We start from the raw sequence: 25257 nt of genomic DNA on the forward strand, positions 1-25257 counted from the left end.
GAGAAGCCCGACGCGGACAGCAACTAGAACGTGTTCCAGATCGGTCCTACACTCCGCGCATGGAACGTCTCAGCGGACTCGATGCAAGCTTCCTCTACCTGGAGACCTCCTCCCAGCTGCTGCACGTCTGCGGGGTGATCCTGCTCGACCCGGAGACGATCGCCGGCGGCTACGACTACGAGACGTTCAAGGACGAGCTGGAGCGCCGGATCACCGACGTACCGATGTTCCACCGCAAGCTCAAGCAGGTCCCGCTCGGCATCGACCACCCCGTGTGGGTCCACGACGACGACTTCGACATCGACCGGCACATGCACCGGATGGCGGTCCCGGGCCCCGGCGGTGAGCGCGAGCTCGCCGAGCTCTGCGGGCACATCGCGGGGATCCCGCTGGACCGCTCCCGGCCGCTGTGGGAGTTCTTCGTCATCGAGGGGCTCGAGTCGGGCAAGATCGCGGTGTTCACCAAGATGCACCACTCCACGGTCGACGGGGTCTCGGGCGCCAACGCGATCTCCTACATGTGCAGCCTGGAGCCGGAGGCGCCGCCGCTGGAGTCGGCCGAGGGGACCAGGCAGCCCCGCACGCCGAGCGATGCCGAGCTGCTCGCCCGCGGGGTGCTCACCAACCTCACCAAGCCGGTCGCGGCGGCCAAGATGGTGGCGCCGACCGCCGGGCTGCTGACCCGCACCATCGACCGCGCCCGCAGTGGTACGGCGATGGCCGCACCCCTGACGGCGCCGCGCACCTCGTTCAACGGCACCATCACCGGGCACCGCACGATCGCCCTGCAGGACATGTCGCTGACGAAGATCAAGGAGATCAAGAACGCCGTCGAGGGCGCCACCGTCAACGACGTGGTGATCGCCGTCTCCGGTGGGGCGCTGCGTCGCTACCTCGAGGAGCGCGACGAGCTGCCGGAGACCTCGCTGCTCGCCACGGTGCCGGTCTCCGTGCGCGAGGAGTCGAGGAAGAGCGGGGGTAGCAACAAGGTCTCCACGATCTTCTCCCGGCTGGGCACCGACATCGCGGATCCGCTGGAACGGCTCAAGGTCGTCTCGGCGGCCAACAGCAACGCCAAGGAGCACCACAAGGCGATCCCGGCCGACACCCTGCAGGACTGGGCGGAGTTCGCGGCGCCGCGGACCTTCGGCCTCGCGGTGCGGATGGTCTCCTCGCTGCGACTGGCCGACTCCGGCCCGGTGATCCACAACCTGGTGATCTCCAACGTCCCCGGCCCGCCGGTGCCGCTGTACTTCATGGGCGCCCGGATCGAGGGGCTCTACCCGCTCGGCCCGATCATGCACGGCGCCGGCCTGAACATCACCGTGATGTCGAGCGAGAAGCACATGCACGTCGGCGCGATCGGCTGCCGCGAGCTGGTGCCCCAGCCCTGGAAGCTGACCGAGAAGTTCCCCCAGGAGCTCGACGACCTGTACGCCGCCGTACAGCCGAAGAAGAAGGCAAAGAAGACCGCGGGGAAGAAGGCTGCGGGCTAGTCCCGCGCTGTTCCCGCAATTGCTGGCAAAAGTCAGTGCACTTGACGCTCAGGCTGCACTTTCCCAGCAATTGCGTGGGAAAGGGCCCCCGAGCCAGCCGGTCGGCCGTCAGGCCTCGACGCGCTCGCGGTCCCGCATCCGCGCGGCGACACCCTCGACCGCCTCCACGAAGACGGGCACGAACTTGTCCGCCTGGAGCACGCAGCCGGCGTGGCCGCAGGGGGCCTCGTGGACGGTGGCGCCGGGGATCAGTGCCGCGAGCGCGCGCTGCCGCTCGGCGGGGATGACGTGGTCGTGCGCCGGGATGACGACCGCGGTGGGTACGTCGATCCGCTTCAGCCAGGGGGTGGAGTGGTGCCGACCCAGTGCCGCCACGGCCTGCGCCATCGCCCAGGGGGTGGTGCTGCGCCACTCGTTCAGGGCCCACTGGCCGGTGACCGTGGGGCCGATGTCCAGGGCCTCGGCGGTGCTCCTGGCCGCCGAGCGCACCACACGGGACTTGGCGAGGGCGCGCAGGGAGCCCATGGAGACCTCCATGCCGGCGTGGAAGGCGGTCTCGCGTCCGTTGGTGCGGAACCGGTCGGTGGTGGCGGCGAGGATCAGGCCGCCGACCAGCTCCGGGTGCTGGCGCCACACGCGCTGGGCGATCACCGAGCCCATCGAGTACCCCGCCACCATCGGCCGGTGCAGCCCGAGCTCGGTGATCACGGCGGCCACGTCGTCGGCGCAGTCGTGGACCGAGAACTTCTCGGAGATGATCCCGCGTCCGTGCCAGCGCTGGTCGAAGACGACCACGCGGTACTGCTTCGCGAGCTCGTTCACCACGGGGAACCACGTCAGCATCCCGGTGCACCCGACCGCGTGCAGCAGCACGATCGCCGGTGCCCCCGGCGGGCCGGCGAGGTCGGTGACCCAGGTGCGTCCCCGGCGCGGCAGGTCCAGCCACGCGCCCTGGGGGATGTCCACCTGGGGGATGGTGACGAACTCGTCGACCTGGTCACGCAGGGCACCGCCCACGGAAGCGGCCAGGGAGCTGAAGGGGCGGGGGAGACACTGGCCGAGTCGGGCCATGGGGGTGTCCTCGTGGTTGCGGTTGTCCGGGCAGTCCCTAGACTAGAACAGGTTACAGTTTCTGTCGTGTTAGGGGCCCAGATGAGCGACGAGGTCGCCGACGAGATCCGATCCGTGCTCACCGACGTGGTCGAGAAGGGCCCCGAGGAGACCGGGGCGAGCTGGGCCGCGTGCGCGGAGGCCGGCCTGCTCGGTCTGGCCGCGCCCGAGGCCCACGGCGGCGAGGGGCTGGGTCTCGGCGAGCTGGCGGTGCTGGTGCGCGAGGTGGGTGCCCGCGCCCTGGACCTGCCCTTCCGCGAGACCCTCGTCGCCGGCCTGCTGACGCTGAAGGCGTCCGGTACGCCGGAGCAGCAGGAGGCGTTCATCCCGCGGATCGCCGCCGGTGAGCTGCTGGTCGCGCCGGCGCTCAACGAGGTCGGGGTCGCGTTGCCCGAGCGGCCCGCCACCCGGCTCGAGGGCGAGCGCCTCACCGGTCGCAAGCTCGCCGTGCCGGCGTACGGCGACCTCCCGGAGACCACCACGGTGCTGATGGTCACCGCGACCGCCGAGGGCGGCGAGGCGGTCGTCGTGCTCGTCGACCCGGACGCCGACGGCGTCACCCGGACCGAGACCCCCGGCTCGCGCGGGACGACCGAGGCGACCTACGTCTTCGACGCGGCGCCGGTGCTGGGGGTGCTGGGTGCCGGCGCGGCCGCGTCGCTGCGCGAGCATGTGGTCGCCGGCCTGCTGCTGCACGGCGAGGGCCTGCTCGCGGGAGCCCGCGACCTGACCGCGGGCTACGTCAAGGAGCGGGTGCAGTTCGGCCGCAAGCTCGCGGAGTTCCAGGGCGTGGCGATGCAGATCGCCGACGTCTACGTGACCTCCCGGATGGTCTCCCTGGCCGCCGAGGAGGTGACCCGCCGGGTCGTGGCCGGTGAGCCGACCGCCGACGACCTCGGCGTGGGCGCGTTCTGGTTCTGCGACCGGGCACCCGCCGCACTGCAGACCTGCCACCACCTGCACGGCGGGATGGGGGTCGACGAGACCTACCCGCTGCACCGCTACTTCGCCTGGGTCAAGGACATCGCCCGCCTGCTCGGCGGCACCGAGGCCGCGCTGGCCCTGGTGCCGGCGCAGCAGCCCACCGCCGGCGCCGGTGCCGAGCTGAGCCCCGAGCAGCGGGCTTTCAAGGAGGAGGTCCGCGCCTACTTCTCCGGCCTGGTCCCGCCCGAGGCGCGGCGCGAGATGATGACCGACCGGCACGGCGAGGCCTACCACCGCACGATCCGCCAGATGGGCGAGGACGGCTGGATGGGCGTCGGCTGGCCGGTGGAGTACGGCGGCAAGGGGCTCGGCGGCATCGAGCAGCAGATCTTCGCCAACGAGGCCAGCCGGGCCGACGTACACCTGCCCTCGGTGACGCTGCAGACCGTCGGCCCGACGCTGCAGGCGTTCGGCACCCAGAAGCAGAAGGACCTGTTCTTGCACCGGATCCTCGCCGGCGACGTGCACTTCGCGATCGGGTACTCCGAGCCCGACGCCGGCACCGACCTCGCGTCGCTGCGCACCACGGCCCGGCTCGACGGCGACCACTACGTGGTCAACGGGCAGAAGATGTGGACCACGGGCGGGCACGCGGCCGACTACGTGTGGCTGGCGGCGCGCACCGATCCCGACGCCCCCAAGCACAAGGGCATCACCGTGCTGATCGTGGACACCCGGGACCCCGGCTACTCCTGGACGCCGATCATCACCTCCGACCACTCCCACCACACCAACGCGACCTACTTCAACGACGTGCGGGTGCCGGCCGACATGGTCGTGGGCGAGGTGAACGAGGGGTGGCGGCTGATCACCACCCAGCTCAACCACGAGCGCGTGATGCTCGGTCCGGCCGGGCGCATCGAGGGGCTGCGCGACATGGTCGTCGCCTGGGCGCGGGAGCGCACCGACGCCTCCGGTACGCCGCTGCTGTCGCTGCCCGTCGTACGCGACACCCTCGCTCGTGCGACCGCGGCGTTCCGGGTCAACGAGCTGCTCAACTGGCAGGTCGCCGGTTCTGGGGCGAGCGGCCGGGAGGCGGTGGCCGACGCGTCGGCGTCCAAGGTCTTCGCCTCCGACGAGGTGCAGTCGCTCGGTCTCGCGCTGGAGCGGGTGGTCACGGCGTACGGCGACCCGGCGGACCCGGAGACCGCGGAGCTGGCGGAATACCTGGACGCGACCTCCAAGCGCAACCTCGTGCTCACCTTCGGCGGCGGCGTCAACGAGGTGCAGCGCGAGCTGATCGCGATGTTCGGCCTCGGCCTGCCGAAGGTGCCTCGATGAGTGACTCGCCGGTCGGCAGCCACGACTGGATCATGGCCGAGGCCGAACGACTCAAGGCCCTCGGCGAGACCGAGCCCCGGCTCGCCCGGGACCCGGTCAACCAGCCGATGATCAACAACTGGCTCGAGGCGATCGGGGAGACCGACGAGCGGTTCACCCAGGGTGTGGCGCCGCCGGCGATGGCGCAGGTGTGGACGATGTACGGCCTGGACCCGACCCGCCCCGAGGGCGACCCGCTGCACGGCACCATGCAGATGCTGGACCGCGCCGGGTTCACCTCGGTGCTCGGGACCAACTGCGACCAGACCTACGAGCGCTACCTGCGCGAGGGAGAGCAGGTCGCGATCACCACCCGGCTGGAGTCGGTGGTCGGCCCGAAGAAGACCGGCGTCGGCGAGGGGTACTTCGTCACCACGGTGAACAGCTGGTGGGTCGGCTCCGGGGAGGACCGGGAGCTGGTCGCGACGATGCTGTTCCGGGTGCTGAAGTTCAAGCCACATGCCGCTGGTCGAGCAGCGAGCGATCAGTCTTCTGGCGGTCGAGCAGCGAGCGCAGCGAGCGATCAGTCGAGACCCCAGGAACCCGACCGCTCCCAGATCACCCGGCCGGTGCGCAACCGGGACACGGAGTTCTTCTGGGAGGGCACCGCCAAGGGCGAGCTGCGGATCCAGTCGTGCAACGTCTGCGGGCTGCTGCGGCACCCGCCCGGGCCGATGTGCCCCTCGTGCCACGTCGCCGACCGGGGGTACGTCGTGGCGTCGGGCCGCGGCACGATCTTCTCGTTCCTGGTCCATCACGCGCCGAAGCTGCCCGGCCGCGAGGTGCCGCTGACGATCGCGCTGGTCGAGCTCGAGGAAGGGGTCCGGATGGTCGCCACCGTTACAGACGCGCCCGAGGAGCTCGCGATCGGAGATGCAGTGGTGGTCGACTTCGACCGGCTCGACGACGAGACGACGCTGCCGACCTGGAGGGTGGCCCGATGACCGAGCTGGACACCGAGCTGCCGGTCTGGGAGCTTCCCGTGACCCCGACCCTGGTCGTCTCCACGGCCCTGGCCACCAGAGACTTCCAGGACGTGCACCACGACCGCGACCTCGCGATCCAGCGTGGCTCGAAGGACATCTTCCTCAACATCCTCACCACCACCGGGCTGGTGCAGCGCTATGTGGGCGAGTGGGCGCGTGCGGAGATCGGACCCGAGTTCGTGATCAAGTCCTGTGCGTTGCGGCTCGGCGCCCCGGCGTACCCCTATGACACGGTGCGGTTCTCCGGCACGGTCTCCGCCGTCGACGAGGGAACCCTGACGATCGACGTGGTCGGTGCGGTCTCGCTGGGCAACCACGTCAACGCCCAGGTGGTGGTCTCCCGATGAGCCTCTCCGGCAAGGCGGCCATCGCCGGGATCGGTGCCACTGAGTTCTCCAAGGAGTCGGGGCGCTCGGAGCTCCAGCTGTCCTGCGAGGCAACGCTGGCCGCGCTGGCCGACGCGGGACTGAGCCCGACGGAGGTGGACGGGCTGGTCACGTTCACGATGGACAACAGCTCGGAGATCGCACTGGCCCGCGAGCTCGGGATGGGCGACCTGCGGTTCTTCAGCCGGATCAACTACGGCGGGGGAGCGGCCTGCGCCACCGTGCAGCAGGCGGCGATGGCGGTAGCGACCGGTGTCGCGGAGGTGGTGGTCTGCTACCGCGGGTTCAACGAGCGCTCGGGGCAGCGGTTCGGCCAGGTGCAGAACTGGGCGGCTGCGCAGGTGAACACCAACGGCCTCGACAACGCCTGGACCTACCCGCACGGGCTGTCCACGCCGGCCGCGACGGTGGCGATGCAGGCGCGCCGCTACATGCACGAGTACGGCGCCACCTCCGAGGACTTCGGCGCGGTGGCGGTGGCCGACCGCAAGCACGCGGCGACGAACCCGGACGCGTTCTTCTTCGGCCGCCCGATCACGCTGGAGGACCACCAGTCCTCGCGGATGATCGCGGACCCGCTGCGCCTGCTCGACTGCTGCCAGGAGAGCGACGGCGCCGTGGCGATCGTGGTCACCACACCCGAACGAGCCGCCTCGCTGAAGCAGACGCCGGTCTCGATCCTCGCCGCGGCGCAGGGGAGTGCCGCTGACCAGTTCGTGATGACGTCGTACTACCGCGAGGACATCGGCGTCCCCGAGATGGGTGTCGTCGGGCGCGAGCTGTGGCGCCAGTCGGGCCTGTCCCCGGCTGACATCGCGACAGCGGTGCTCTACGACCACTTCACGCCGTACGTGCTGATGCAGCTCGAAGAGCTCGGCTTCTGCGGCCGTGGCGAGGCCCCGGACTTCATCGCCGGGGGCGCGATCGAGGTCGGCGGCCGGCTGCCCCTGAACACCCACGGCGGCCAGCTGGGCGAGGCCTACATCCACGGGATGAACGGCATCGCCGAGGCGGTGCGCCAGGTGCGCGGTACGTCGGTCAACCAGGTCGACGACGCCCACCACGTGCTGGTGACGGCCGGGACCGGGGTGCCGACGTCCGGGCTGGTGCTGGGCCGGTAGTTCGCGCGCGGTGGTGGGAGCGTGCGGGACGAGAGTCGCTCCCGGATGGTCCGTGGGCGCATTCGCGGCGGTGTGACGCACCCTCTTGGACCGCGCGGCTCGGTTGAAGGTAGGAGCCATTAGATGCGGCCGTCAGCGAAGCGCGTAGAGCAGTTCCCTGCGTAGTCGCGATCTACTGCCTCCTAGGACTGAACGACGACCTTGAGTCCCGTGAGGTCTTGCGACTGGAATCCGCACGTATGGAGAACATCGTGCACTACCCGTGGACCGCCGGGGATGCAGGCAGCCTTTGGGCTTCGGAATCCGGGGCGGTACCAAGCCACACCGCGAATGGCTGTTGGTCTGGGAATGCCGCGACGTACTCGACCCTGCTGACTCCATCGGCACTGAACGCGTCTACCAGGGTGGGGCGAGCAGCCTCAACAGCCTGCCAGCGGTAGTCCGACACAGTCGGAGGGTCTCACGGCGCGACTGGATATTCGGTCATCAGCGCGACCGCGCGGATCACGGCAGGATGAGGATGTTCGCGCTCAGCCGTACCCCGCGAACGCTCTCGCTATGCAGCGGCGTTGGCCCGACCTTCCGAACCGGCCCCCAGCCGCGGATGCGGGTGTTGACTATCCGAATCCGTGTCTTCCACAGCTTGCTTACGCGTTGGACGCCGACATCTAACGCAAGGGTGCAAATCCGTCCCGGATGAGGGCGGCCGCAATAGCGTCGTGGCCGTCTTGGTTGGGGTGCACGCCATCAGAGAGCAGTCGCATCGCGGAGGTGGTTCCGTTGGGGCCGTTCATCGCTGCGTGCAGATCCACGCAGCCGAACCCGTGCAGGGCCGCGGCGTCGCAGAGCACGCGGTTCCAGTTGTCGACCAAGCTTTTTGCCCGATCAGTGTCGGCGGCCGCGACTCCTTCGCTTCCGCGCCAGTCGTCGTAGCGGTTCAGTGCACGCAGCACGGTCGGTTGCCCCTCGCGTAGCGCTGCCACTTTCGTGAACAACTCATTGAAGTCGTCTGCGAAGCCGGCCGCGGCGCGCCGCCCACAAGCTGGTGTGACTGCCGACCAGTCGGGGTTGTCGTCGACAAGCGAAGCGCCACAGGGCTTGTCGGCGTTGAGCTCGAAGCTGTTGTGGGCGATCCCCACCAGTATCAGGTCGGCGCCGGCAAGGTCGTCCGACAGTTCTGGCAGTTCCTCGACCAGTTCGGGGAGCGTGAGGTTGGTGCGCTCGGCCAAGTTGGTGACGATGACGTTCTCTCCCAGCGCGGTCTGTGCTGCGTCGGCGTACTGCTGGACGAAGCCGTCGCATCCTGCGCAGTCCTGAGGGTTGTTCATGGCAATGGAGTCCCCGATGACGACAAGGCGTAGATCGTCTTCAGCAGCCGCCGACGTCGCGTCAGTCGGAGTCTCATCGCCGCCGCTACATCCAGCGATGCTTGCGGCCAACAGCAAGCCGAGGATGGCCGAACTTATCTGCACCTTCATTTCGTTACTATGCGCCCCGGACAAGTCCGAAAGCGAGCGCATTTTCGCACTCAACTCCAGTTGTGCACCGAGTGCACATGGGCGCTGGCCGTCACGGTTGGTGCCAGTTGTCGCTACCCAGCGACCGCTCCTCAGCAGATCAGTGCGTCCAGCTCGCGGTGGATTGACTCACTTCCGGCGTGAGTGGCCGCCGATGACCTCAATCCGTGGATGTGTCGGACCCCTCCTGTATTCCTGTCGGCAGGAAGGAGGTGGTTGCAATGGGCAAGCCAAGCAAGGGCGCTCTCTCGAAGGCGGGCAAGGCGCTCGCGTCTCCGTCGTCATCCAAGGGCTCCAAGTCCAAGGCTGGCAGCACTCTCGGGAAGGGCTGAGCTCCAGCCGCCTACAGGCCGCCCGAGCAACGTCTCGGGCGGCCCTCCTCGGGCAGGCTGGCTCAGCGCACGCCCAACTGTTGGTGAAGATTCGCCCGATCGCGGCGGTAAGTCGAACCTGAGTCGCGCACGACCGAACCGCGGCGGCGAAACTTGCGTGAGTATGGCTGCCGTGGTTGTATCTAGGTACATATTCGATCTAGATACACGCCGGGGGCCCCAATGAAGGACACGACGGCATGGCCTGTGAGGGACCAGGGGTGGGTGGCGCGCTACCGGATGTCGATCGCGGACAAGCACGTTCCGGCGTATGCCCTCGAGCAGCGCGAGCATGAGCTGCTCAGCGCGGTGCGCGAAGCGGAGGTACCTGCGGCCGAGCTCTTCGGAGACGCCGATGTGCTCGCGGCAGAAGACGCTGCCGAGCTTGCGACTGTGGACGAGGAGGTACGCGCATCCCTGGGTGGTGGCCTGCGGCCAGTGCTGCGGGAGGTCGGCAACACCTTGATGGGGGCCGGCATCGTCGCAGTGCTGCTCCTGATCGTCCGTGAGGGCTGGTCGGTCGACATCGACATCGCGTTGGTTCTGGTCGCCGGCGGCGTGCTGATCGTCTTTGTGGGTTGGGTCGTCAGTCGAGCGCTGTTCGCTGCCGGTCGTTCGGCCGCGGCGGTTGGAGTGCTGATCGCCTCCGGCGCGGCCGCACTCGCAGGCATCGCCTCCGCAGCGAGCCTGGGCGCCGGCCACATCGCGGCGAGCGACGTGCCGATGCCACTCCTGGCTTTGGGGATGCTTGCTCCGGGCGTCGCTGCGCTCGTGGCCTCGAGTCGGATGACCCAGCGGGAATCCCAAGAGGGCTGGGACGACGCCGAGTGGCTGCGTCGCTTCCGGGGAAGCCTGCGGGCTCATCTGGTGCCGGGCACCACCGCCCGAGGTCACGTCGCCGAGATCGAGCAGTCGCTGGTGACGGGGAAGACGGCGGCCTTTGCGGAGTTCGGCCACCCGCTGACCCTGGCCCGCGAAGTGGCCACGGCAGACCGCACCGCGCGGAAGCGACGCTGGTGGCTGTCCACGGTGGCCGGCACGGGCGCTCCGCTGGCCATCGGGGCACTCATGATCGTGAACCAGAGCTGGGGAGTCATGTCGATCCCGGTGGCCGTGGCCTTCCTGCTCGCCGGGGCCATCGCCCCGATCGTCAGGTGGGGCGACCGACCGTGGGCGAAGGGGCAGTGAGCCTGGCCGCCTGGCAGCGAGCCTCGTTGCCGATGCTCATCCTGAGCGCGCTCGCGGTCGCGCCGCGACATGGGTACGGCATCTCGCAGGCTCTTGTGGCTGCGGGACTACAGCCGATCAAGGGCGCGCAGCTCTACCCCGTGCTCGTACGCCTCCAGGACGAGGGAGCGATCGTGGCTCAGTGGGAGCAGAGCGAGTCGGGCCCGGCCCGCAAGGTCTACGAACTCACGGCCGCAGGACGCACGCAACTCGAGGAACTTGGCACGCAGTGGCAAACGTTCATGGAGGCGGTGGAGACAGTCGGCCGCGCGGGCTGAAAGGTGACCCCTGGGTGCGGGGTGTCGACATGAGATCCCCGAAACGACCCGGTCGAGCAGTCCGTCGAGGAACCCCACAGCGGTGCTCGTACGCCTCTTCACGCTGCGCCCCTACCGGCGGCCGGGATCGCCCGTCCGGAGGCTCCATTCGGGACGGGTCGACTCGCAGGCGGCTGGCAACACTGCGCGGTGGACAGCGTCGCCCGAACGCACTCGACGACGGAACGTGTCGCTGCATTCTGGGTGGATAGACGCGGGGATTTGCCTTGCCTCACTTTCGTGGGGACTGCCGTCGAAGGCCTGATCAACCGAAATCGGGGTCCGGCGTTCGCCGCCGCTTGCCGTCTACCGCGCGACGGGAGCTATCAGCCTTCGCGCGGCGCGTCTATCAAACAGGTCGACGATGCCCAGCGCGTGCTGGTGACCGCCGGTAGTCCGGGGACCCAAGAAGCGAGCTGGTGCGGGCAGCTAGGAGCCGGGGTTCCGCGACTTGGTCAGGCGAGGGACCATGTAGTCCGGACCTGAATCCAGGACGCAAGCTCTGAGCGCCACCCGAGCGCGGCGACGTCCACCATGTCCGGGAAGGCCCCGCAATGAGCTCCCGATCTGTTCTCCGCACCCGGCTACGCCGACTGGCCGCATTCTTCGGCTGGGCGCTCGCGCTGGTCAGCGTGCCGTTGCTGCTCGCACCGACTGCTGCGTTCGCGCGGGGTGGCGGTGGCGGCCACGGCTTCGGTGGCGGCGGGGGCTTCAGGGGCGGCGGCGGTGGTCTCGGCCGCGGTAGCGGGACCGGGTTCTTCTTCCTCGGGAGCGGTGGCGGCTCCGGCTTGCTCGTCCTCATCCTGCTGCTCGTGGTCTTCCTGATGCTCAGGAGTCGGTCCCAGCGACGGCACGACAAGCGGACCATGAACACCACGAGCGACCGCGTCGCCCACCGCTCCGACAAGACGGCGCGCGCTCGTGCCAACGCCGTGGGTGCGCAGGTCGCCGCCCTGGCCGACACCGACGAATCCTTCGACACCGAGGCCCTCCAACGGCGTGCCGTCGACCTCTACGTGACCGCTCAGCGAGCCTGGACCAACCGCGACGAGGCCACGCTCCGCCAGATCCTGGCGCCGGTTGTCTACGGCAAGTGGTCCGAGCAGCTGCGCGCGTACGCCGCGCGCGGTCAGGTCAACGTCGTCGACATCCTCGACGGCCCGCGCGTGGAGCTGGTCAACGTGGCCAACCGCGCCGGGGAGACCGATGACACGGTCACCTTCCGGATCACGGCGACGCTTGACGACTACGTCGTGGACCGCCGTACCGGGGAGCGGCTGACCCGCAAGGACCGCTCGGTGCGACCGGTGGAGTACTGGACGCTGCGCAAGAACCAGGGCGGCGAATGGGTCGTCACCGGGATCGAGCAGGCCGAGGACGGAAGCCACCACCTCACCGACGACATCGAGACCGACGTCTGGAACCAGAAGGCGGTGGGCCGCGACGCACTGCTCGAGGTCGCCGAGCGCACGTCCGGACCAGGGATCAGCGACGTGCTGTCCATGACGAACATCTCGTGGGCCGACGCTGCCGACGACGCCGCCCGCGACCTCAGCCTGGTCGACGCACGCTTCGACAAGTCGGTGCTCGAAGTGGCGATCAACCAGTTCCTCGAGGAGTGGGCGATCAACGACGGCAGCCTCGACTTCACCGCGATCCGCACGCCCCACCGCACCGTGCTGCGATCGGCCACGGTCCGCAGCATCGAGGTCCGCGAGCTCGTCTCGCGCGAGCCGATCGCGTTCAAGGTCGCGGTCGCGGCCCACGGCATCTACTACGAGGTCGACCGCGGGACCGAGGAGGTCGTCTCCGGGGACCCGCGCGCGGAGCGGACGGTGCCGTTCCTGTTCACCGTGCGCCTGGACGACGCGGCCTCGAGGGGCTGGACGGTGTCGGCGGTCGAGCGCTCGACCTGAGCCGGCTCCGGGCGGTCGATGACCGCTCGGCGCTCAGTTGTCGTGGGCCACTTCCTCGGCGCTCGCCGTGCTCGCCCTGGTCGTCACCACCCCCGAGCTGTGGCGCCAGTCCGGTCTCCGGCCCCAGGACATCGCGACGGCGAGGCCCCGGACTTCATCGCCGGGGGAGCGATCGAGCTCGGCGGCCGCCTGCCGCTGAACACCCACGGCGGCCAGCTCGGCGAGGACTACATCCACGGGATGAACGGCATCGCCGAGGGCGTGCGCCAGGTGCGGGGTACGTCGGTCAACCAGGTCGACTACGCCCACCACGTGCTGGTGACCGCGGGGACCGGGGTGCCGACGAGCGGGCTGGTTCTGGGTCGGTAGGTGCGCGAGAGGGTGCGTTGTGAGCGCGCTGGAAGTCGCTTTCGGATGAGGCCTCGTAGAGCATTCGCGGTGGAAAGACTGTGCAATGCAAACCCACAACCCCGGCCCGGGTCGGTGAGGACGTACACGGCGGCTACTGCGCTCCGGCTTTGGAACATGGAGCGGACGCGAGGATTTGAACCTCGACTCCTTCCCTGGAAGGGAAGCGTGCTGCAACTACACCACGTCCGCGAAGCCAGTCTCTGACGAGCCTGACGCGTTCGTAGTATGAACCCCCTCCAGCAGCACCCGGGCGCCAGGGTGACTCCGACTCCAGAGCTTCCCGCCACATGAAGCGTCGTGATCATGGTGAAAAGACGCTCTTCGATCCGCAATCTTGCCAAGGCAGATCTAAGGTCGTGACGTGAGAGAACTCCCGGTCCTCGATGCGACTGACCAGCGCATCCTCGGCAGCCTGCTGGAGAAGCAGACGACCGTGCCCGCCACCTATCCCCTCTCCGCAAAGGCACTGGTGTCGGCGTGCAACCAGACGAGCAGCCGCGACCCCGTCACCGACCTCGACCAGCAGATCGTCGAGCGGACCGCGAAGTCGCTTAAGGAGCGCGGGCTGCTGCGGATCGTGTGGTCCGACACCGGGCGCCGAACACTCAAGTACCACCAGATCCTCGACGAGCATCTCGCCCTCGAGCCCGACGAGAGAGCGCTGCTTACGGTCCTGCTGCTCCGCGGCGCGCAGGCGCCGGGTGAGCTGCGCACCCGCACCGAGCGATTGCACGGGTTCGCTGACCGGGGCCAGGTCGAGGAGTGCCTGCGCCGAATGGCGAGCCGCCCGCAACCGCTGGTGTGCGAACTCGAGCGCACGTCCGGCCAGCAGGATCCGCGTTGGATCCACCTCCTGGGCGCCGCGCCGGAGCACACCTCAGGCGAAATCGACCCAGCTGGGAGTGCCGACCCGTCGCGCATCCACGTCACGCAGATCATCGCCGACCTCCACGTACCCGACCTCCCCGCCTCCAGGAGCTTCTACAGCGACTACCTCGGGTTAGCCGAAGAGGAGTTCAACCTGGGCTGGGTGGCCCGCCACACGTCGCCGGTATCCAGGGTGACGCTCCAGGTGATGACCAGCGATGCCACCGCGCCCGTGGACCCCGTCGTCTCGGTCATGGTTGACGACGTCGAAGCCGCCTACCGCCAAGCACAGGAGCGCGGGTACGAGATCGTGCATCCCCTGACAACCGAGGCATGGGGCGTGACTCGCTTCTTCGTCCGTGCTCCCGATGGCAACGTGCTCAACGTCGTTCAGCAGCACGCAAGCTGAGGGTCTTGGTCATCCGCGGGGGTGTGACGCACTCTTCAGAACGTGAGTGCTGCAGGCGATGCTCAGGCGACAGGAGCGGGCGCTCAGTTGGTGAAGATGCGCTCGATCTCCTCACCTGTCGCCGCGTCGAACGTCAGCAACCAGCACGACCACGAGGAGGCGGCCACGGTCACGCCGTCCACCGAAACGTGGGTCCAGGCATCGTTGTCGCCCTCGGGCGGAAGCGCTTCCCACGTGATGGTTCCGTCCGGCTTCCGACACCTGATGCTGGACACGTAGCCGCCGTCGGTGGGTTTTAGGTCAAGGCATCCTTGGCCGCGGGGCAACTCAACGATGGGCACATCGAAAGGATCGCAGAGGGAAGATGCAACTGCCTGCCTATCGCCATGAGCGTGCGTTTGGGGGGCCGACAGGCGGAGGAAATACGTGGGCCAAGGGGCCTCGTCCTTACGTGACCAGCAGCGAACCCCCCAGGAAATGACCCGAGTGCCTGATGTCCTGGCTCATCCAGGCGTTCACAGCTTGGAACAGCCCTGCTGTGCAGTGGCGTTGGCATCCGGTCAACGCCGGACTAACCGTCTGGTCGCTGGTCGGATCTCAGGTACAGCAGCGTCGCGAGCACACGACGGTGGGCATCGACGACATCGACCAGTCCGAGCTTCTGGAATGTCCGCGTGATGTGCGCTTCCACTGTGCGCTCCGCGATGTACAGGCGCGCGGCGATGCCCTGGTTGGACAGCCCTTCGGCGACGCAGGCCAGGATCTCGCGCTCTCGCTCGCTGAGCTGGGCAACCGGGTCGTCAGCACGAGGGCGCCCCATCAACCGGCTCACAATGCTTGGGTCAACCACGCTCTCGCCGTCCTGGAGCCGACGGAGGGCGTCGATGAGCACGACGACGTCGAACACCCTTTCCTTGAGCAGGTAGCCGACCCGTTCCGGCCGCTCCTGGAGAAGTTTCAGGGCGTACGCCGGTTCGACGTACTGCGACAGCACCAGGACGGCCACGGACGCGTGCCGATCGAGAATCTGCTGGGCGGCGACCAGGCCCTCGTCGGTGTGGGTGGGCGGCATCCGGATGTCCACGATGACCGCGTCCGGCTGCTGCTGATCGACCTGGTGGAGGAGTTCGACGGCGTCACCCGCTTGCCCCACGACCTCGTGCCCGGCCTCCTGCAGGAGGTGGACGATGCCCTCCCGGGTCAGCATCGTGTCCTCGGCCACAACTAGTCGCATGGGATCTCCATCCTCAGTAGTCCGTCGTCGGCATGCAGCTGACCACCCAGGGCGCTCACCCGGTCGGAGATCCGAACGTACTCACCGGGAGGCGCGCCCTCGATCGTCACGACGAGGAGTTCGCCGGCGAGTTCGAGCCTGACTCGCAGCGGCCCAACACCACCACCGTTGGCGACTGCACCCAGGGCCCAGACCACAGCGAGGTAGACCGTATGGGCGACGGGTGCAGGCAGGGCCGGAGTCATCTGGTCCTCCACGGTGAGGACCACATCCGCGCGGTCGGCGAGATCGGCGAGGGCAAGGGCGAGCCCTGCGGTGTCGATGATGGCGGGGAAGGTGCCGTGCGCGAGGTCGCGCAGCTCGGCGAGTGCTGACCGGCACTCGTCCACCGCCTCGTCCAGAGCCGCGATGTGCGCGAGGTCCCCGCGACCGCGCGCAGCGGTCGCAGCCGTCTGCAGCGAGTACATGACCGCCAGCAGGCGCTGCTGGGCGCCGTCGTGCAGGTCACGCTCCAGCTCGCGACGGGCCCGGTCCGCTGCCGCCACGATTCGTGCACGTGAGTCCGCGATCCGTCGGACGTGGTACATCTCCTCAGCCCTGAGGCGCTCGTTGTCAAACGCCAGCCGTGCCGCCGGTCCCAACGCCTCCGACAGCAGTGCTGTGGATGTGGTTTGGCCACCGCCTCTGATCAGCGCAATTGGCGTCTCCCCGCGGAGCACCGACACGTCACCCGCCATAGGCGCATCAGCCAGCAGCTGGCCATTGGCGTCCACATGCCGTCCTGCCGTGGGGAGCCAGTACGCGAGCTCGAGGTCGGGGCGCCCCGCGGCTGCGGCCAGCGCGTCCGTCAGCGAGTCGATGCCGGCTGCCTCGCTCGCCACCTCGGCCAGCCGGCTCATCGCTGCGGCACGTCGCTGTTCGCGACGCCACGTGGCCCAGGCCAGCGCGGCGGCGAGGGCGACCAGCGAGACGGCTTCTACGAGGAAAAGCGTCTGGAGCGGCTCGAGGCGGGGGTCTTCGGGAGCGGTTGAGAGCACGGAGCGGGCGGCTTGGGTCACCGCAGCGAGAGTCGCAGCAGTCACGACCGGCCAGATCAGCGACCTGTTCGCGGTCGAGCGCGCCAGGACGCGCCAGGACACCAGCAGGAGCAGGGCGGCCAGGAGCGCCGCTGCCACGCGCCACAGGAGATCGAGCGCGCCGACGAAACCCGGTGCGGCGTCTACGAGGAAGGTGCTGTCCAGGCAGTACGCCCAGCACCTGGGGTCGAGGAACGGGTCGTAGACCGCGGCCCTGACGACGACGTACACGCTCGTGACCGCGTAGCCCGACCTCACCAGCCATTTGTGCAGGGCGTCGCGGTTCCCGCGGTCCGGGAACCCGACCGCGACGTCGATGAGACAAGGGAGTAGGAGCGGAGAGAGGACCACGCCGGCGCTGCGGAGCAGCGCTGGAGCGTCCTGCCACCCGACCCACACGGGCGCCATGAAGGCGACGGCGGCGCCGAGAGTCGCCGGTCCGACAGATCCGCGTTCCTGGCCGAACCAGACGACGAGACCCGCGCCGACCAACGCCAGTGACGCGACCAGCTGGAGCGCGGCCGCCGCGGGGCGCACGGCGGCGTGCGTGGTCACGAGGTCGTTGTTGTGGGCCAGCTGGGCGGTGACTGTGCCGACCCCGACGAGCAGAACAGCCGACGTGCACAAGGTCCGTCCCGCGGGACCGCCGACGACACACACAAGAGCAGTATCGGCCAGCGCGACCGCGTCAGGCGATAGTGGACAGCCACACATCGCACGGACGCGAATACCGGGTCCGCCGCGATGTGGAGCGGGCGGCACCCGGCCTACGGTCGAGCGACACCCCCACGAAAGGCCCGGCCATGACCAGACTCTCGATCGCCGCGACGGCCATCCTCCTCGCCACTGTCACGGCAGCCAGCGGATGCAGCAACGACGAGGTCAGCAAGGCGGGCGGCTCGACACCCCCGGTCACCCTCACCATCGGCACCGATGACACCGAGGACCGGCCGGCAGGCACTCTGATCAAAGAGTTCGCGCGACAGGTCGCCGAGGCGTCCGGCGGCAGCGTCGTCGTCAAGCCAGTCTGGCGTGCGGCTGGCCCGAACCAGGCGGACTGGGACCAGAAGGTCGCCCGCCAGGTCACCTCGGGCAAGCTGGATCTGGGCATGATCCCAGCCCGGGCCTGGGACACCGAGGGCGTCTCCACGTTGCAGGCCCTGCACGCACCCCTCCTGGTCGACTCCAGTGCACTGGTCGCCACAGTGGTGGCGGATGACGTCGCCGAGGAGATGCTGGCCGGGCTGGCGAAGGCCGGGGTGACGGGCTTGGCGCTGGTGCCCGAGTCGCTGCGCCACCCGTTCTCCTTCGCGGATCCGACGCTCGAGCCAGACGACCTGGACGGACGAGCGATCCGGGCGCCGAAATCCGAACTCAGCTACTCGATCCTGAGGGCATTCGGTGCCCAGCCCACTGATGCCGCAGGGCCCGGCACCGACTTCGCTGCCGCGGTCGCGAACGGGTCGATCACCGCCGTGGAGTCGTCGTTCGACCACGCGCAGCATCTGCCCCGGCACTCAGTCGGCACCGCGAACGTCACCTTGTACCCGAAGGTGCAGTCCCTGGTCGTGAACTCGGGCGTCCTGGCCGACCTGAGCGACGGCCAGCGTGAGGCCCTCGAGGATGCGGCCGTGGCCACCCGCAGCTGGGCGATCGAAGAGATGCCCACGGACGCGGAAGCGGCCGCCGAGTTCTGCGACGCCGGCTTCAAGACCGTCCTGGCGCCGCCCAGCGCAGTCAAGGCGTGGCTGAGGGAGTCCCGGCCGGTCTACGACCAACTCCAGGCGGATCCACCCACAGCACAGATGATCGAGACGATCACGAAGCTCAAGAAGTCCGTCACCGTGGGCGAGGATGAACGCCCGGTTGCCTGCGGCGGGGTCGAAGCAGAGGAGGCCAGCCCCACGGTGCCGGACGGCGAGAACGTGATCCCGGACGGGACCTACCGTCGCGACAACAGCCTGAAAACGCTCATGGAGACCGGGCTCGACAAGACCACTGCGCAGGAGTACGTCGGTGTCCTCACGTTCACCCTGGACCAGGGTGCCTACACCGAGAAGCCCCCACCGGGAGCATCGTTCCCACCTTGCGTGGGCAGCTACTCCTCGACCGAGACTCGGCTGGAGGTGCGCTTCGAGACCAACTGCTCCGGGACACTCGCGGGCACCTGGGAGATCGACGCAGACGGGCTGCGGCTCTCCGACCTCCAGGATCTGACGAATCCCAAGGCCGAGATGTTCGTTGAGGCGATCTTCGGAGGTCGTCCGTTCACCAAGATCGAGTGACCCATCAGGAAGCAGGGTCCTCCGAGGATCCGGGACGGCCATCCGGACTCAGCGGCACCTCGCCGCTGAGTGTGGTGCCGCCTCCGGTCGCGCTGGTCACCCTCAGCGTGCCCCCGAACGCCTCGATCCGATCGCGCGCACCCCGGAGCCCGGTCCCCGCATCCGGGTCCGCCCCTCCAGTCCCGTCGTCGATCACCTCGAAGGTGAGCAGATCTCCGTCGGACGCGATGATGATGGTCGCGCGCGTGGCGAAGGAGTGCTTGGTGACGTTGGCCAGGGCCTCGGCGCAGGTGTAGAAGATCGCGGTCTCCACAGCCGGGGACGCGCGTCCGCCGGATTCGGCGATGGTCACCGGGATCTGGCTGGCGGCGGCCAGGCACTCGAGCGCCGGACCCAGACCCTTCTCCAGGTCCCGAGGATGCAGGCCCTGCTCCCACCGGCCGAGGTCTTCGAGGGTCTCGGCCACGTGGGCCGTCGCAGTGGCCACGTCGGAGGGCGGATCCGGGATGCTGCGCAGCGTGCCGAGAAGCCCGGTGAGGCGGGCTCGAGGTCCGATCCGCAGCAGCGATGCCAGATCGGCTCGCTCCTCGTCGGCGGTCTGCACGAGCCGTCGTCGCGACGCGGCCAACTCCTCGCGGCGCTGGCTGACTCGCGCGCGGAGGTCCGCGTTCGCGGTGGTCAGCCGGGTGGCGACCCCAACGGCCGCAGCGAGCCGGGGGTCACCGCGCAGCGCGGCATCGTGCACCACGAGTGCGACCGGCCTGCCGTTGGCTTGGATGTGCAGCGAGTCGCGGCCGGTCGCCGGTGACGGCGGCACCACCTCGCGACCCTCAAGATCGGTGTAGCCCCGAATGTGGTCACGCCAGTAGCCGACCTGGAGTTCCGGGTCCTCGAGCACCTCGGCCAGCGCGTCCCTCAGGGAGGAGGCCGGACCGTCGTTCAGCTCGAGTACACGGTCAGCCACGGAGTCGGAGTCGGCGGTGCTTTCGGCGGCGATGAGAACCACGGCCACCACGACCAACGTGGCCTCGTAGGCGAGGAGCGTCGGGAGTGCACCGCCACCCGGTTCTGGCGCAGCGAGCCGGATCAGTGCACTGGCCACCAGTACCAGGCAGGTCACGACCAGGCACGACTGTGCCGCGCGGGCCAGGGCCGGCCGGGCGGGCCCGCTGCCGAGGCCCGCGACGAGAGCGAGGAGCACGCATGCGAGGACGATCGTCGCGCGCTCGCCGCGCCAGACCAGCGGGGTGAGCGAGCACAGGTAGACGAGCGCCACGGTCCCGATCAACAGACGACCCCGCTTGACGAACGCCAGGCCGAGCAGGAGGTGGATGAGCAACCCCCTGTGCCAAAAGACGGTGGCTGGGGCAAAGCTGCTGACGAACCAGGTCGTCCCGACGCCCAGCGCCAGCGCGGCGACCATCGGTCGACGGTTCCAGAACCTCAGGCCCACGGCGCACCACACGAGGCCGACCACCAGGTCGGGCCCCCACAACAGGGGCTGGCGCCAGCCGTACCCGACGGCAACGGACGTCACCCCGAGCGTCACCGCCGCCGCCACCACGGCCAGACGAACAGTCCTCACGCGACCACATCGCCGAGCACTCGCCTCAGGGTGGCGCCCGACAGGTCGCTCTTCGTGATGAACCCCTTGGCGGACGACCGCTCGAGCTCCGGGCCGTAGACCCCGGCCTCGCGGCTCGACATCAGCACGACTGTGGGCGCCGGACTGAGGCAGCTGAGCTCTCGGGCCACGGCGAACCCGTCCGGGCCGGGCAGCCTGATGTCGAGCAGCACGACCCCCGGTCGCTCGCGGCGGGCCACTGTCAGTGCCTGCTCGGCGTCCGCGGCCTCCCCGACGACGGCGAAACCTTCCGCCGTCAGCAGCATCACGATCGCGGCCCGGACGTCGTCGTGGTCGTCGACCACGAGCACGCGACGCACCATGGGCTCATCGTGTCCCCTTCCACATGCGGCCGCATCGTGGTCAGCCGCACAAGACCGAGGACCTCGCATCGGCGGGCCAGCACCCACTGTGGAGGTTACGCGAAAGGATGGTTGGCTGGATCGCGCAGATGCGGTGCAGGTCGGCGACCGGCCACAGCGCGCTCAGCCGTTCTCGTTGACGTAGAAGCGGTTGCCGTCGGGGTCGCGGAAGCTGAACATCAGCGGGGCTGAATCCCAGTCCAGCAACTCGCCGACGTCCAGGCCCTTGGTGGCGAGGAGGGTGTGCGCGGCCTTGGCGTCCGGGGTGAGGAGACGGATGCCGGTGTCGATCCCCGCCGGCAGCTCGTCGCCGGCGGGGACCAGGGAGAGCGTCGTACCCCCTGGGTCGGGGAAAGCGAGCTCTATCCACCGGAAGCCGGGCTGCAGCTCCGCGTCCATCGTCGTGCGGAAGCCGAGCTCCTCGAACAGCGCCTTGGTCCGTTCCTGATCAGTCACCGGAATCGTGACTGTCTGTAGCTTCGAAAAGAGTGCAGTCATGACAGTGCGGACTTCATCCGCCACGAGGACTCATCGCAGCCGCCATAAGGCCTTCGATTCCCTTGTAGAGCAAGGGGATTCTCGGCCAGAAACTGTCAGTGGTCGCTGCTTGGATTGACTCATGAGCAGCCAGCTGATGGACCGGTCGCACCCGGTCTGCGACTTCGCCGGGCGGCTGCGCGGGCGGCTGGATCAGCTGGTCGATCTGCCGACCTCGACGATGAGTCCCGAGGAGCAGCGGCAGACGCTCACCGACCTGGCGCGGGCCGAGGCGCAGCTCGCGGCGATGCGGTTGCAGGTGCTGGCCGAAGCCGACAGGGCCGGCGCCACCACCGATCAGGGCGCTGCCTCGGCAGGGGACTGGCTGGCCGTCACCACCCGCCAGACCCGGATCGCCTGCCGCTCGGACCTCAAGCTCGCCAAGGCGCTCGAGGAGCACGACGTGCTCGCCGCGGCGATGTCCAGAGGTGCAGTCAACGAGGACCAGGGGCGGGCGATCGTGAAGTCGCTGGAGCAGCTGCCCCGCAGTGGTGAGTTCGCCGTCGACGCCGACCAGCGACGGCAGGCCGAGGAGCACCTGGTCGGGCTGGCCGCACACCACGACGCCCGCGAGCTGCGGCTCCTGGGGCGGCACCTGTTCGAGGTCGTCGCACCAGAGCTGGCCGACCGCTACCTCGGCGAGCAGCTCGAGGCCGAGGAAGCGGCCGCCGCGCGGCGTACGTCACTGGAGCTGCGCGAGGACGACCAGGGCGTGTGCCACGGGAAGTTCCGGATCCCAGCGCTGCAAGGACAGATCCTGAAGAAGTTCCTCTGGTCGCTGACCAACCCGGTGCGCTCGACCGACACCGACATCGACCCCGACCTGCCTACGTCGGTCCGCACCGGCGTCGCGTTCTGCCAGCTGCTCGAGGCGATCCCGGGGAAATGGCTGCCCAAAGCGGGTGGGACCACCGCGACGATCGTGGTCACGATGACCCTCGACCAGCTCACCGGAGCCCTGGACGCTGCGGGCGTGTGCACCCTGGACACCGGCGGCCGGATCTCCGCGGCCGAGGCCCGGCGGCTGGCCTGCGGCGCCGGCGTCATCCCTGTCGTTCTGGGCGGCAAGAGCCAGGTGCTCGACGTCGGCCGCAAGCGCCGCTTCCACACCGAGGCTCAACGGGTCGTGATGGGCATCCGGGACGGTGGCTGCACGGCCACCGACTGCGACAAGCCGCCCTCGATGTGCCACGCACACCACGACATCGCGTACGCCGAAGGGGGACCCACCGACGTCGAGCATGGCCGGCTGCTGTGCGGGCACCACCACCGTCGGATCCACGACCGGCGCTACCGGGTCGCCCGGCACCCCGACGGCAAGGTCAGCTTCCACCGGCGGACGTAGGCCGACGCTTCCATGACCTCTACTCGGTCCGCACTCCCACATCCCCGGTGAGCCGCGCCTCGACCGCCCACCCGCCCGCGCCGGTCGCCCCGGCGGTGAAATGACCACCGAGCGTCTGGACGCGTTCGCGCAGGCCGACCAGCCCTCGGCCGGTGCCGGAGAGGGAGGCCTCGTGATCTGGCACGGCGTCGTTCTCGACCCGGATGGCGAGTCCGGGCTCGGCGTCGTCGACGCTGATGACGATGCGGACGTCCGCTCCGGGCGCGTACCGCAGAGCGTTGGTCACGCTCTCCTGGACCACGCGGAAGGCGAGGTGCGCGACCGGAGGAGGGACCCGGTCGCGGTCGCCCTCGAAGCGGCAGGTGACGTTCAGGCCGCTGCGGCCGGCGCGGGTGACCACCTCGTCGACGAGCGAGAGGTCGGGTCCCCCGTCAGCGCCGACAGCGCCGTCGGGGGTCCCGCCGAGGAGCTCGATGAGTCGTTCGAGGTCCTGGGTGCCCTGTCGCGCTGACTCCGCAATCGCTGCGAACGCCTGCTTGGCGCCCGCCGGATCGGTGTCGATCAGGCGTTGCCCGGCGGCAGCCTGGATCACCATCACGCTGATCGCGTGGCCGACGATGTCGTGCAGCTCGCTGGCGATCCTCGCGCGCTCGTGGCGCAGGGCGATCTCGGCGAAGAGCTGCTGCTCGTCCTCGAGCTCCTTGGCGCGCACCGCGAGCTGGTCGGCGGTCTCCTTGCGGAGCCGCAGCACGGTGCCGGCGACGTACGGCGGCACCGAGAACATCAGTGCCGACACCCAGCTACCCCCCTCGGACAGGTAGTAGAAGGGCACGAGGTAGGCAACCGCGCACAGGCCGACCAGCCAGGCGGCGCGTCCCGACCAGCCGAGCGCGAGCACGGCGAAGGCCAGCGAGTAGATGACGATCCCTGAGTCGGGGGACTGGTGGGTGCCGAGGGCGACTGCCGCCAGGAGCAGACCGAGGGACATCACGGAGGCGACGCGCGGCTGGGTCCGCCACCACGTCAGTGCGAGTCCCGACGCCAGGAACAGGACCAGGAACAGGTTGCCGCGCAGCGTGGTCGGCCACCCGTCGAGCGCGGTCGGCAACGCCACCAGGAGGAGCACTCCCACGGCGATGGCGACGCGTTCGACCCTGACCATGCGCGGCCGTCGCTATCCCGGCATCGGGAGCTGCGCCACCGCGCGGGCCCGCCCTCGGCTGACCTTGATGTCGAGCGAGCCGCCCAGGAACTTGGCACGCTCGCGTGCCCGCGTCACTGCGGTCTTGACGTCGGCCGTCCTGTTGACCGGTCCGATGACCCGGATCTCGAGGGCGTCGTCGTCGAAGCGGACATTGACCTCGATGGGGGAGCCCTTCTGATCGGAGAGGACCTCGACGAGGTGCTCGACGATCCGGTACGCCGAGAGCTCGACCGTCGCGGGCAGCGACCGCGGGTCTCCGGTGACCGTCAGATGCGAGTCGGAGCCGGTGTGCCGGGCGAGCAGCGCATCGAGGTGGGCGACGGTGGGAGCAGGAGCCAGCGCGACGTCGCCTCCCCGCAGGAGACCGACGATCTCGCGCATCCCTTCGAGGGTGGCGCGGCTGTCGCTCTCGATGGACTCCAGCAGGACCCTGGCGCTGACCGGGTCGAGGTCCTGGCCCGAGTCCGCCGCGGCGGTGAGCTGGCTGAGCCGTTCCTGCAGCAGCCCGTCGAGCTGGCGGGAGAGTCGGACCCGGTCACTCGTGAGCTCCAGCGCGACCCGCTCGTCGCGCAACCGCTGGAGCTCCACGGTCCGGGCCCGGAGCTCCGTGCTCATGGCCGTGCGGTGCCGTACGGCGCGACCGACCACGAAGACGATCACCAGGATCAAGACCGCGAGCCCCATCGGCTCGAAGCCGGTGGTGGCGTCACGGGCCAGGACCGCCGCCGTCAGCAGCGTGCACAGGCCCAGCGACACCGCTGCCTGCGTGCGCTGCAGGGTCACTGCACCGAGGTAGGCGAGCACGAACGCCAGCGGGAGCCCGGCGCCGCACCTGGTCACCCAGCCGAAGACCACGTCGTGGAGCACCATCACGACCAGCGCGATCGCGGTGACCGCGATGACGTTGCGCCGCCACCACAGCACCGGGACCGTCGCGAGAGCGAGCACCGGCACCATGGCCCACGACTGAGAGCTGAGCTCGTGGACCATGGTTCCGTCGGCGACGGCTGCGGTCACACCCGCGTCCGTGAAGTGGATGTTCACCACCATCAGTCCGGTCGCGACCGCGGTGAGTGCCCCCGCAAGCACCCAGTCGACGGGACGGACCCCCCGGAAGATCCCGTTGAAGCCCTCGCTCATCGTTCGGCCCCT

22 protein-coding genes and 1 tRNA gene are annotated in these 25257 nt (G+C 69.3%); 12 read left to right on the forward strand and 11 right to left on the reverse strand.

Annotation, left to right across the window (positions count from 1 at the left end; genetic code table 11):
• Positions 1-59 precede the first annotated feature (59 nt).
• Complete coding sequence (locus AC4BGC_RS20990) at positions 60-1496, forward strand: WS/DGAT/MGAT family O-acyltransferase (RefSeq protein WP_490557514.1); 1437 nt, start codon at positions 60-62, stop codon at positions 1494-1496.
• A 108-nt stretch (positions 1497-1604) separates the two neighbouring features.
• On the opposite strand, the gene AC4BGC_RS20995 is transcribed toward AC4BGC_RS20990, so the two are convergent.
• The gene (locus tag AC4BGC_RS20995; protein ID WP_490557515.1) at positions 1605-2567 is read right to left on the reverse strand and encodes an alpha/beta fold hydrolase; all 963 of its coding nucleotides are present in this window, start codon (positions 2565-2567) and stop codon (positions 1605-1607) included.
• An 81-nt stretch (positions 2568-2648) separates the two neighbouring features.
• On the opposite strand from AC4BGC_RS20995, the gene AC4BGC_RS21000 reads away from it, so the two are divergent.
• Genes AC4BGC_RS21000 through AC4BGC_RS21015 form a run of 4 tightly spaced genes read left to right on the forward strand, consistent with a single transcriptional unit; the run spans position 2649 to position 7403 of the window.
• The gene (locus AC4BGC_RS21000; protein WP_490557516.1) at positions 2649-4871 is read left to right on the forward strand and encodes an acyl-CoA dehydrogenase family protein; all 2223 of its coding nucleotides are present in this window, start codon (positions 2649-2651) and stop codon (positions 4869-4871) included.
• Positions 4868-5854 (forward strand): bifunctional MaoC family dehydratase N-terminal/OB-fold nucleic acid binding domain-containing protein, encoded by a 987-nt coding sequence (locus AC4BGC_RS21005; RefSeq protein ID WP_490557517.1) that lies wholly within the window; start codon positions 4868-4870, stop codon positions 5852-5854. Before AC4BGC_RS21000 ends, AC4BGC_RS21005 begins: the two co-directional genes overlap by 4 nt.
• Positions 5851-6243, forward strand: coding sequence for a MaoC family dehydratase (locus AC4BGC_RS21010; protein WP_490557518.1), 393 nt, complete (start codon positions 5851-5853; stop codon positions 6241-6243). Before AC4BGC_RS21005 ends, AC4BGC_RS21010 begins: the two co-directional genes overlap by 4 nt.
• Positions 6240-7403, forward strand: coding sequence for a lipid-transfer protein (locus tag AC4BGC_RS21015; protein WP_490557519.1), 1164 nt, complete (start codon positions 6240-6242; stop codon positions 7401-7403). Before AC4BGC_RS21010 ends, AC4BGC_RS21015 begins: the two co-directional genes overlap by 4 nt.
• 668 nt (positions 7404-8071) lie before the next feature.
• Here AC4BGC_RS21015 and AC4BGC_RS21020 read toward each other — a convergent pair.
• The gene (locus tag AC4BGC_RS21020) at positions 8072-8881 is read right to left on the reverse strand and encodes an SGNH/GDSL hydrolase family protein (RefSeq protein ID WP_490557520.1); all 810 of its coding nucleotides are present in this window, start codon (positions 8879-8881) and stop codon (positions 8072-8074) included.
• A gap of 593 nt (positions 8882-9474) precedes the next feature.
• On the opposite strand from AC4BGC_RS21020, the gene AC4BGC_RS21025 reads away from it, so the two are divergent.
• The 4 genes from AC4BGC_RS21025 to AC4BGC_RS21040 all read left to right on the forward strand — a co-directional run bounded on the left by AC4BGC_RS21025 (position 9475) and on the right by AC4BGC_RS21040 (position 13120).
• Positions 9475-10479, forward strand: coding sequence for a hypothetical protein (locus AC4BGC_RS21025; RefSeq protein ID WP_490557521.1), 1005 nt, complete (start codon positions 9475-9477; stop codon positions 10477-10479).
• Complete coding sequence (locus tag AC4BGC_RS21030) at positions 10476-10796, forward strand: PadR family transcriptional regulator (RefSeq protein WP_490557522.1); 321 nt, start codon at positions 10476-10478, stop codon at positions 10794-10796. The genes AC4BGC_RS21025 and AC4BGC_RS21030 overlap by 4 nt, the downstream gene beginning before the upstream one ends.
• 593 nt (positions 10797-11389) lie before the next feature.
• On the forward strand, positions 11390-12751 hold the full coding sequence (locus AC4BGC_RS21035) for a Tim44 domain-containing protein (protein WP_490557523.1): 1362 nt from the start codon (positions 11390-11392) through the stop codon (positions 12749-12751).
• A gap of 99 nt (positions 12752-12850) precedes the next feature.
• Positions 12851-13120 carry a thiolase C-terminal domain-containing protein gene (locus AC4BGC_RS21040; protein WP_490557524.1) on the forward strand — a complete coding sequence of 90 codons (270 nt, stop codon included), beginning with the start codon at positions 12851-12853 and terminating at the stop codon, positions 13118-13120.
• A gap of 157 nt (positions 13121-13277) precedes the next feature.
• Here the strand turns inward: AC4BGC_RS21040 and AC4BGC_RS21045 are convergent.
• Positions 13278-13351, reverse strand: a tRNA-Gly gene (locus tag AC4BGC_RS21045).
• Between the two features lie 172 nt (positions 13352-13523).
• Between AC4BGC_RS21045 and AC4BGC_RS21050 the strand changes: the two genes are divergently transcribed.
• Positions 13524-14438, forward strand: a complete 915-nt coding sequence (locus AC4BGC_RS21050; protein ID WP_490557525.1) for a DUF480 domain-containing protein — start codon at positions 13524-13526, stop codon at positions 14436-14438.
• Between the two features lie 83 nt (positions 14439-14521).
• Here AC4BGC_RS21050 and AC4BGC_RS21055 read toward each other — a convergent pair whose 3' ends face one another.
• The 3 genes from AC4BGC_RS21055 to AC4BGC_RS21065 form a co-directional block, all read right to left on the reverse strand.
• Positions 14522-14779: a hypothetical protein gene (locus AC4BGC_RS21055; RefSeq protein WP_490557526.1), complete on the reverse strand. Its 258-nt coding sequence runs from the start codon at positions 14777-14779 to the stop codon at positions 14522-14524.
• 230 nt (positions 14780-15009) lie between these two features.
• Positions 15010-15660: a response regulator transcription factor gene (locus AC4BGC_RS21060; protein ID WP_490548803.1), complete on the reverse strand. Its 651-nt coding sequence runs from the start codon at positions 15658-15660 to the stop codon at positions 15010-15012.
• A gap of 2 nt (positions 15661-15662) precedes the next feature.
• The gene (locus tag AC4BGC_RS21065; RefSeq protein ID WP_490557527.1) at positions 15663-17375 is read right to left on the reverse strand and encodes a histidine kinase; all 1713 of its coding nucleotides are present in this window, start codon (positions 17373-17375) and stop codon (positions 15663-15665) included.
• A 176-nt stretch (positions 17376-17551) separates the two neighbouring features.
• Between AC4BGC_RS21065 and dctP the strand changes: the two genes are divergently transcribed.
• Positions 17552-19033 (forward strand): TRAP transporter substrate-binding protein DctP, encoded by a 1482-nt coding sequence (gene dctP / locus AC4BGC_RS21070; protein WP_490557528.1) that lies wholly within the window; start codon positions 17552-17554, stop codon positions 19031-19033.
• A gap of 4 nt (positions 19034-19037) precedes the next feature.
• On the opposite strand, the gene AC4BGC_RS21075 is transcribed toward dctP, so the two are convergent.
• The 3 genes from AC4BGC_RS21075 to AC4BGC_RS21085 all read right to left on the reverse strand — a co-directional run bounded on the left by AC4BGC_RS21075 (position 19038) and on the right by AC4BGC_RS21085 (position 21517).
• Complete coding sequence (locus AC4BGC_RS21075) at positions 19038-20618, reverse strand: sensor histidine kinase (protein WP_490557529.1); 1581 nt, start codon at positions 20616-20618, stop codon at positions 19038-19040.
• Positions 20615-20980 (reverse strand): response regulator, encoded by a 366-nt coding sequence (locus tag AC4BGC_RS21080; protein WP_490548807.1) that lies wholly within the window; start codon positions 20978-20980, stop codon positions 20615-20617. The genes AC4BGC_RS21075 and AC4BGC_RS21080 overlap by 4 nt, the downstream gene beginning before the upstream one ends.
• A 162-nt stretch (positions 20981-21142) precedes the next feature.
• Positions 21143-21517 carry a VOC family protein gene (locus tag AC4BGC_RS21085; RefSeq protein WP_490557605.1) on the reverse strand — a complete coding sequence of 125 codons (375 nt, stop codon included), beginning with the start codon at positions 21515-21517 and terminating at the stop codon, positions 21143-21145.
• A gap of 121 nt (positions 21518-21638) precedes the next feature.
• Between AC4BGC_RS21085 and AC4BGC_RS21090 the strand changes: the two genes are divergently transcribed.
• Positions 21639-22901, forward strand: a complete 1263-nt coding sequence (locus AC4BGC_RS21090; RefSeq protein WP_490557530.1) for an HNH endonuclease signature motif containing protein — start codon at positions 21639-21641, stop codon at positions 22899-22901.
• A 19-nt stretch (positions 22902-22920) separates the two neighbouring features.
• On the opposite strand, the gene AC4BGC_RS21095 is transcribed toward AC4BGC_RS21090, so the two are convergent.
• Both AC4BGC_RS21095 and AC4BGC_RS21100 read right to left on the reverse strand, forming a co-directional pair.
• Positions 22921-24063: a sensor histidine kinase gene (locus tag AC4BGC_RS21095; RefSeq protein WP_490557531.1), complete on the reverse strand. Its 1143-nt coding sequence runs from the start codon at positions 24061-24063 to the stop codon at positions 22921-22923.
• Positions 24064-24075: 12 nt separating this feature from the next.
• Positions 24076-25245 carry a sensor histidine kinase gene (locus AC4BGC_RS21100; RefSeq protein ID WP_490557532.1) on the reverse strand — a complete coding sequence of 390 codons (1170 nt, stop codon included), beginning with the start codon at positions 25243-25245 and terminating at the stop codon, positions 24076-24078.
• Between the last annotated feature and the right edge of the window lie 12 nt (positions 25246-25257).

It is taken from the genome of Nocardioides sp. Z38_18 (assembly GCF_058215695.1).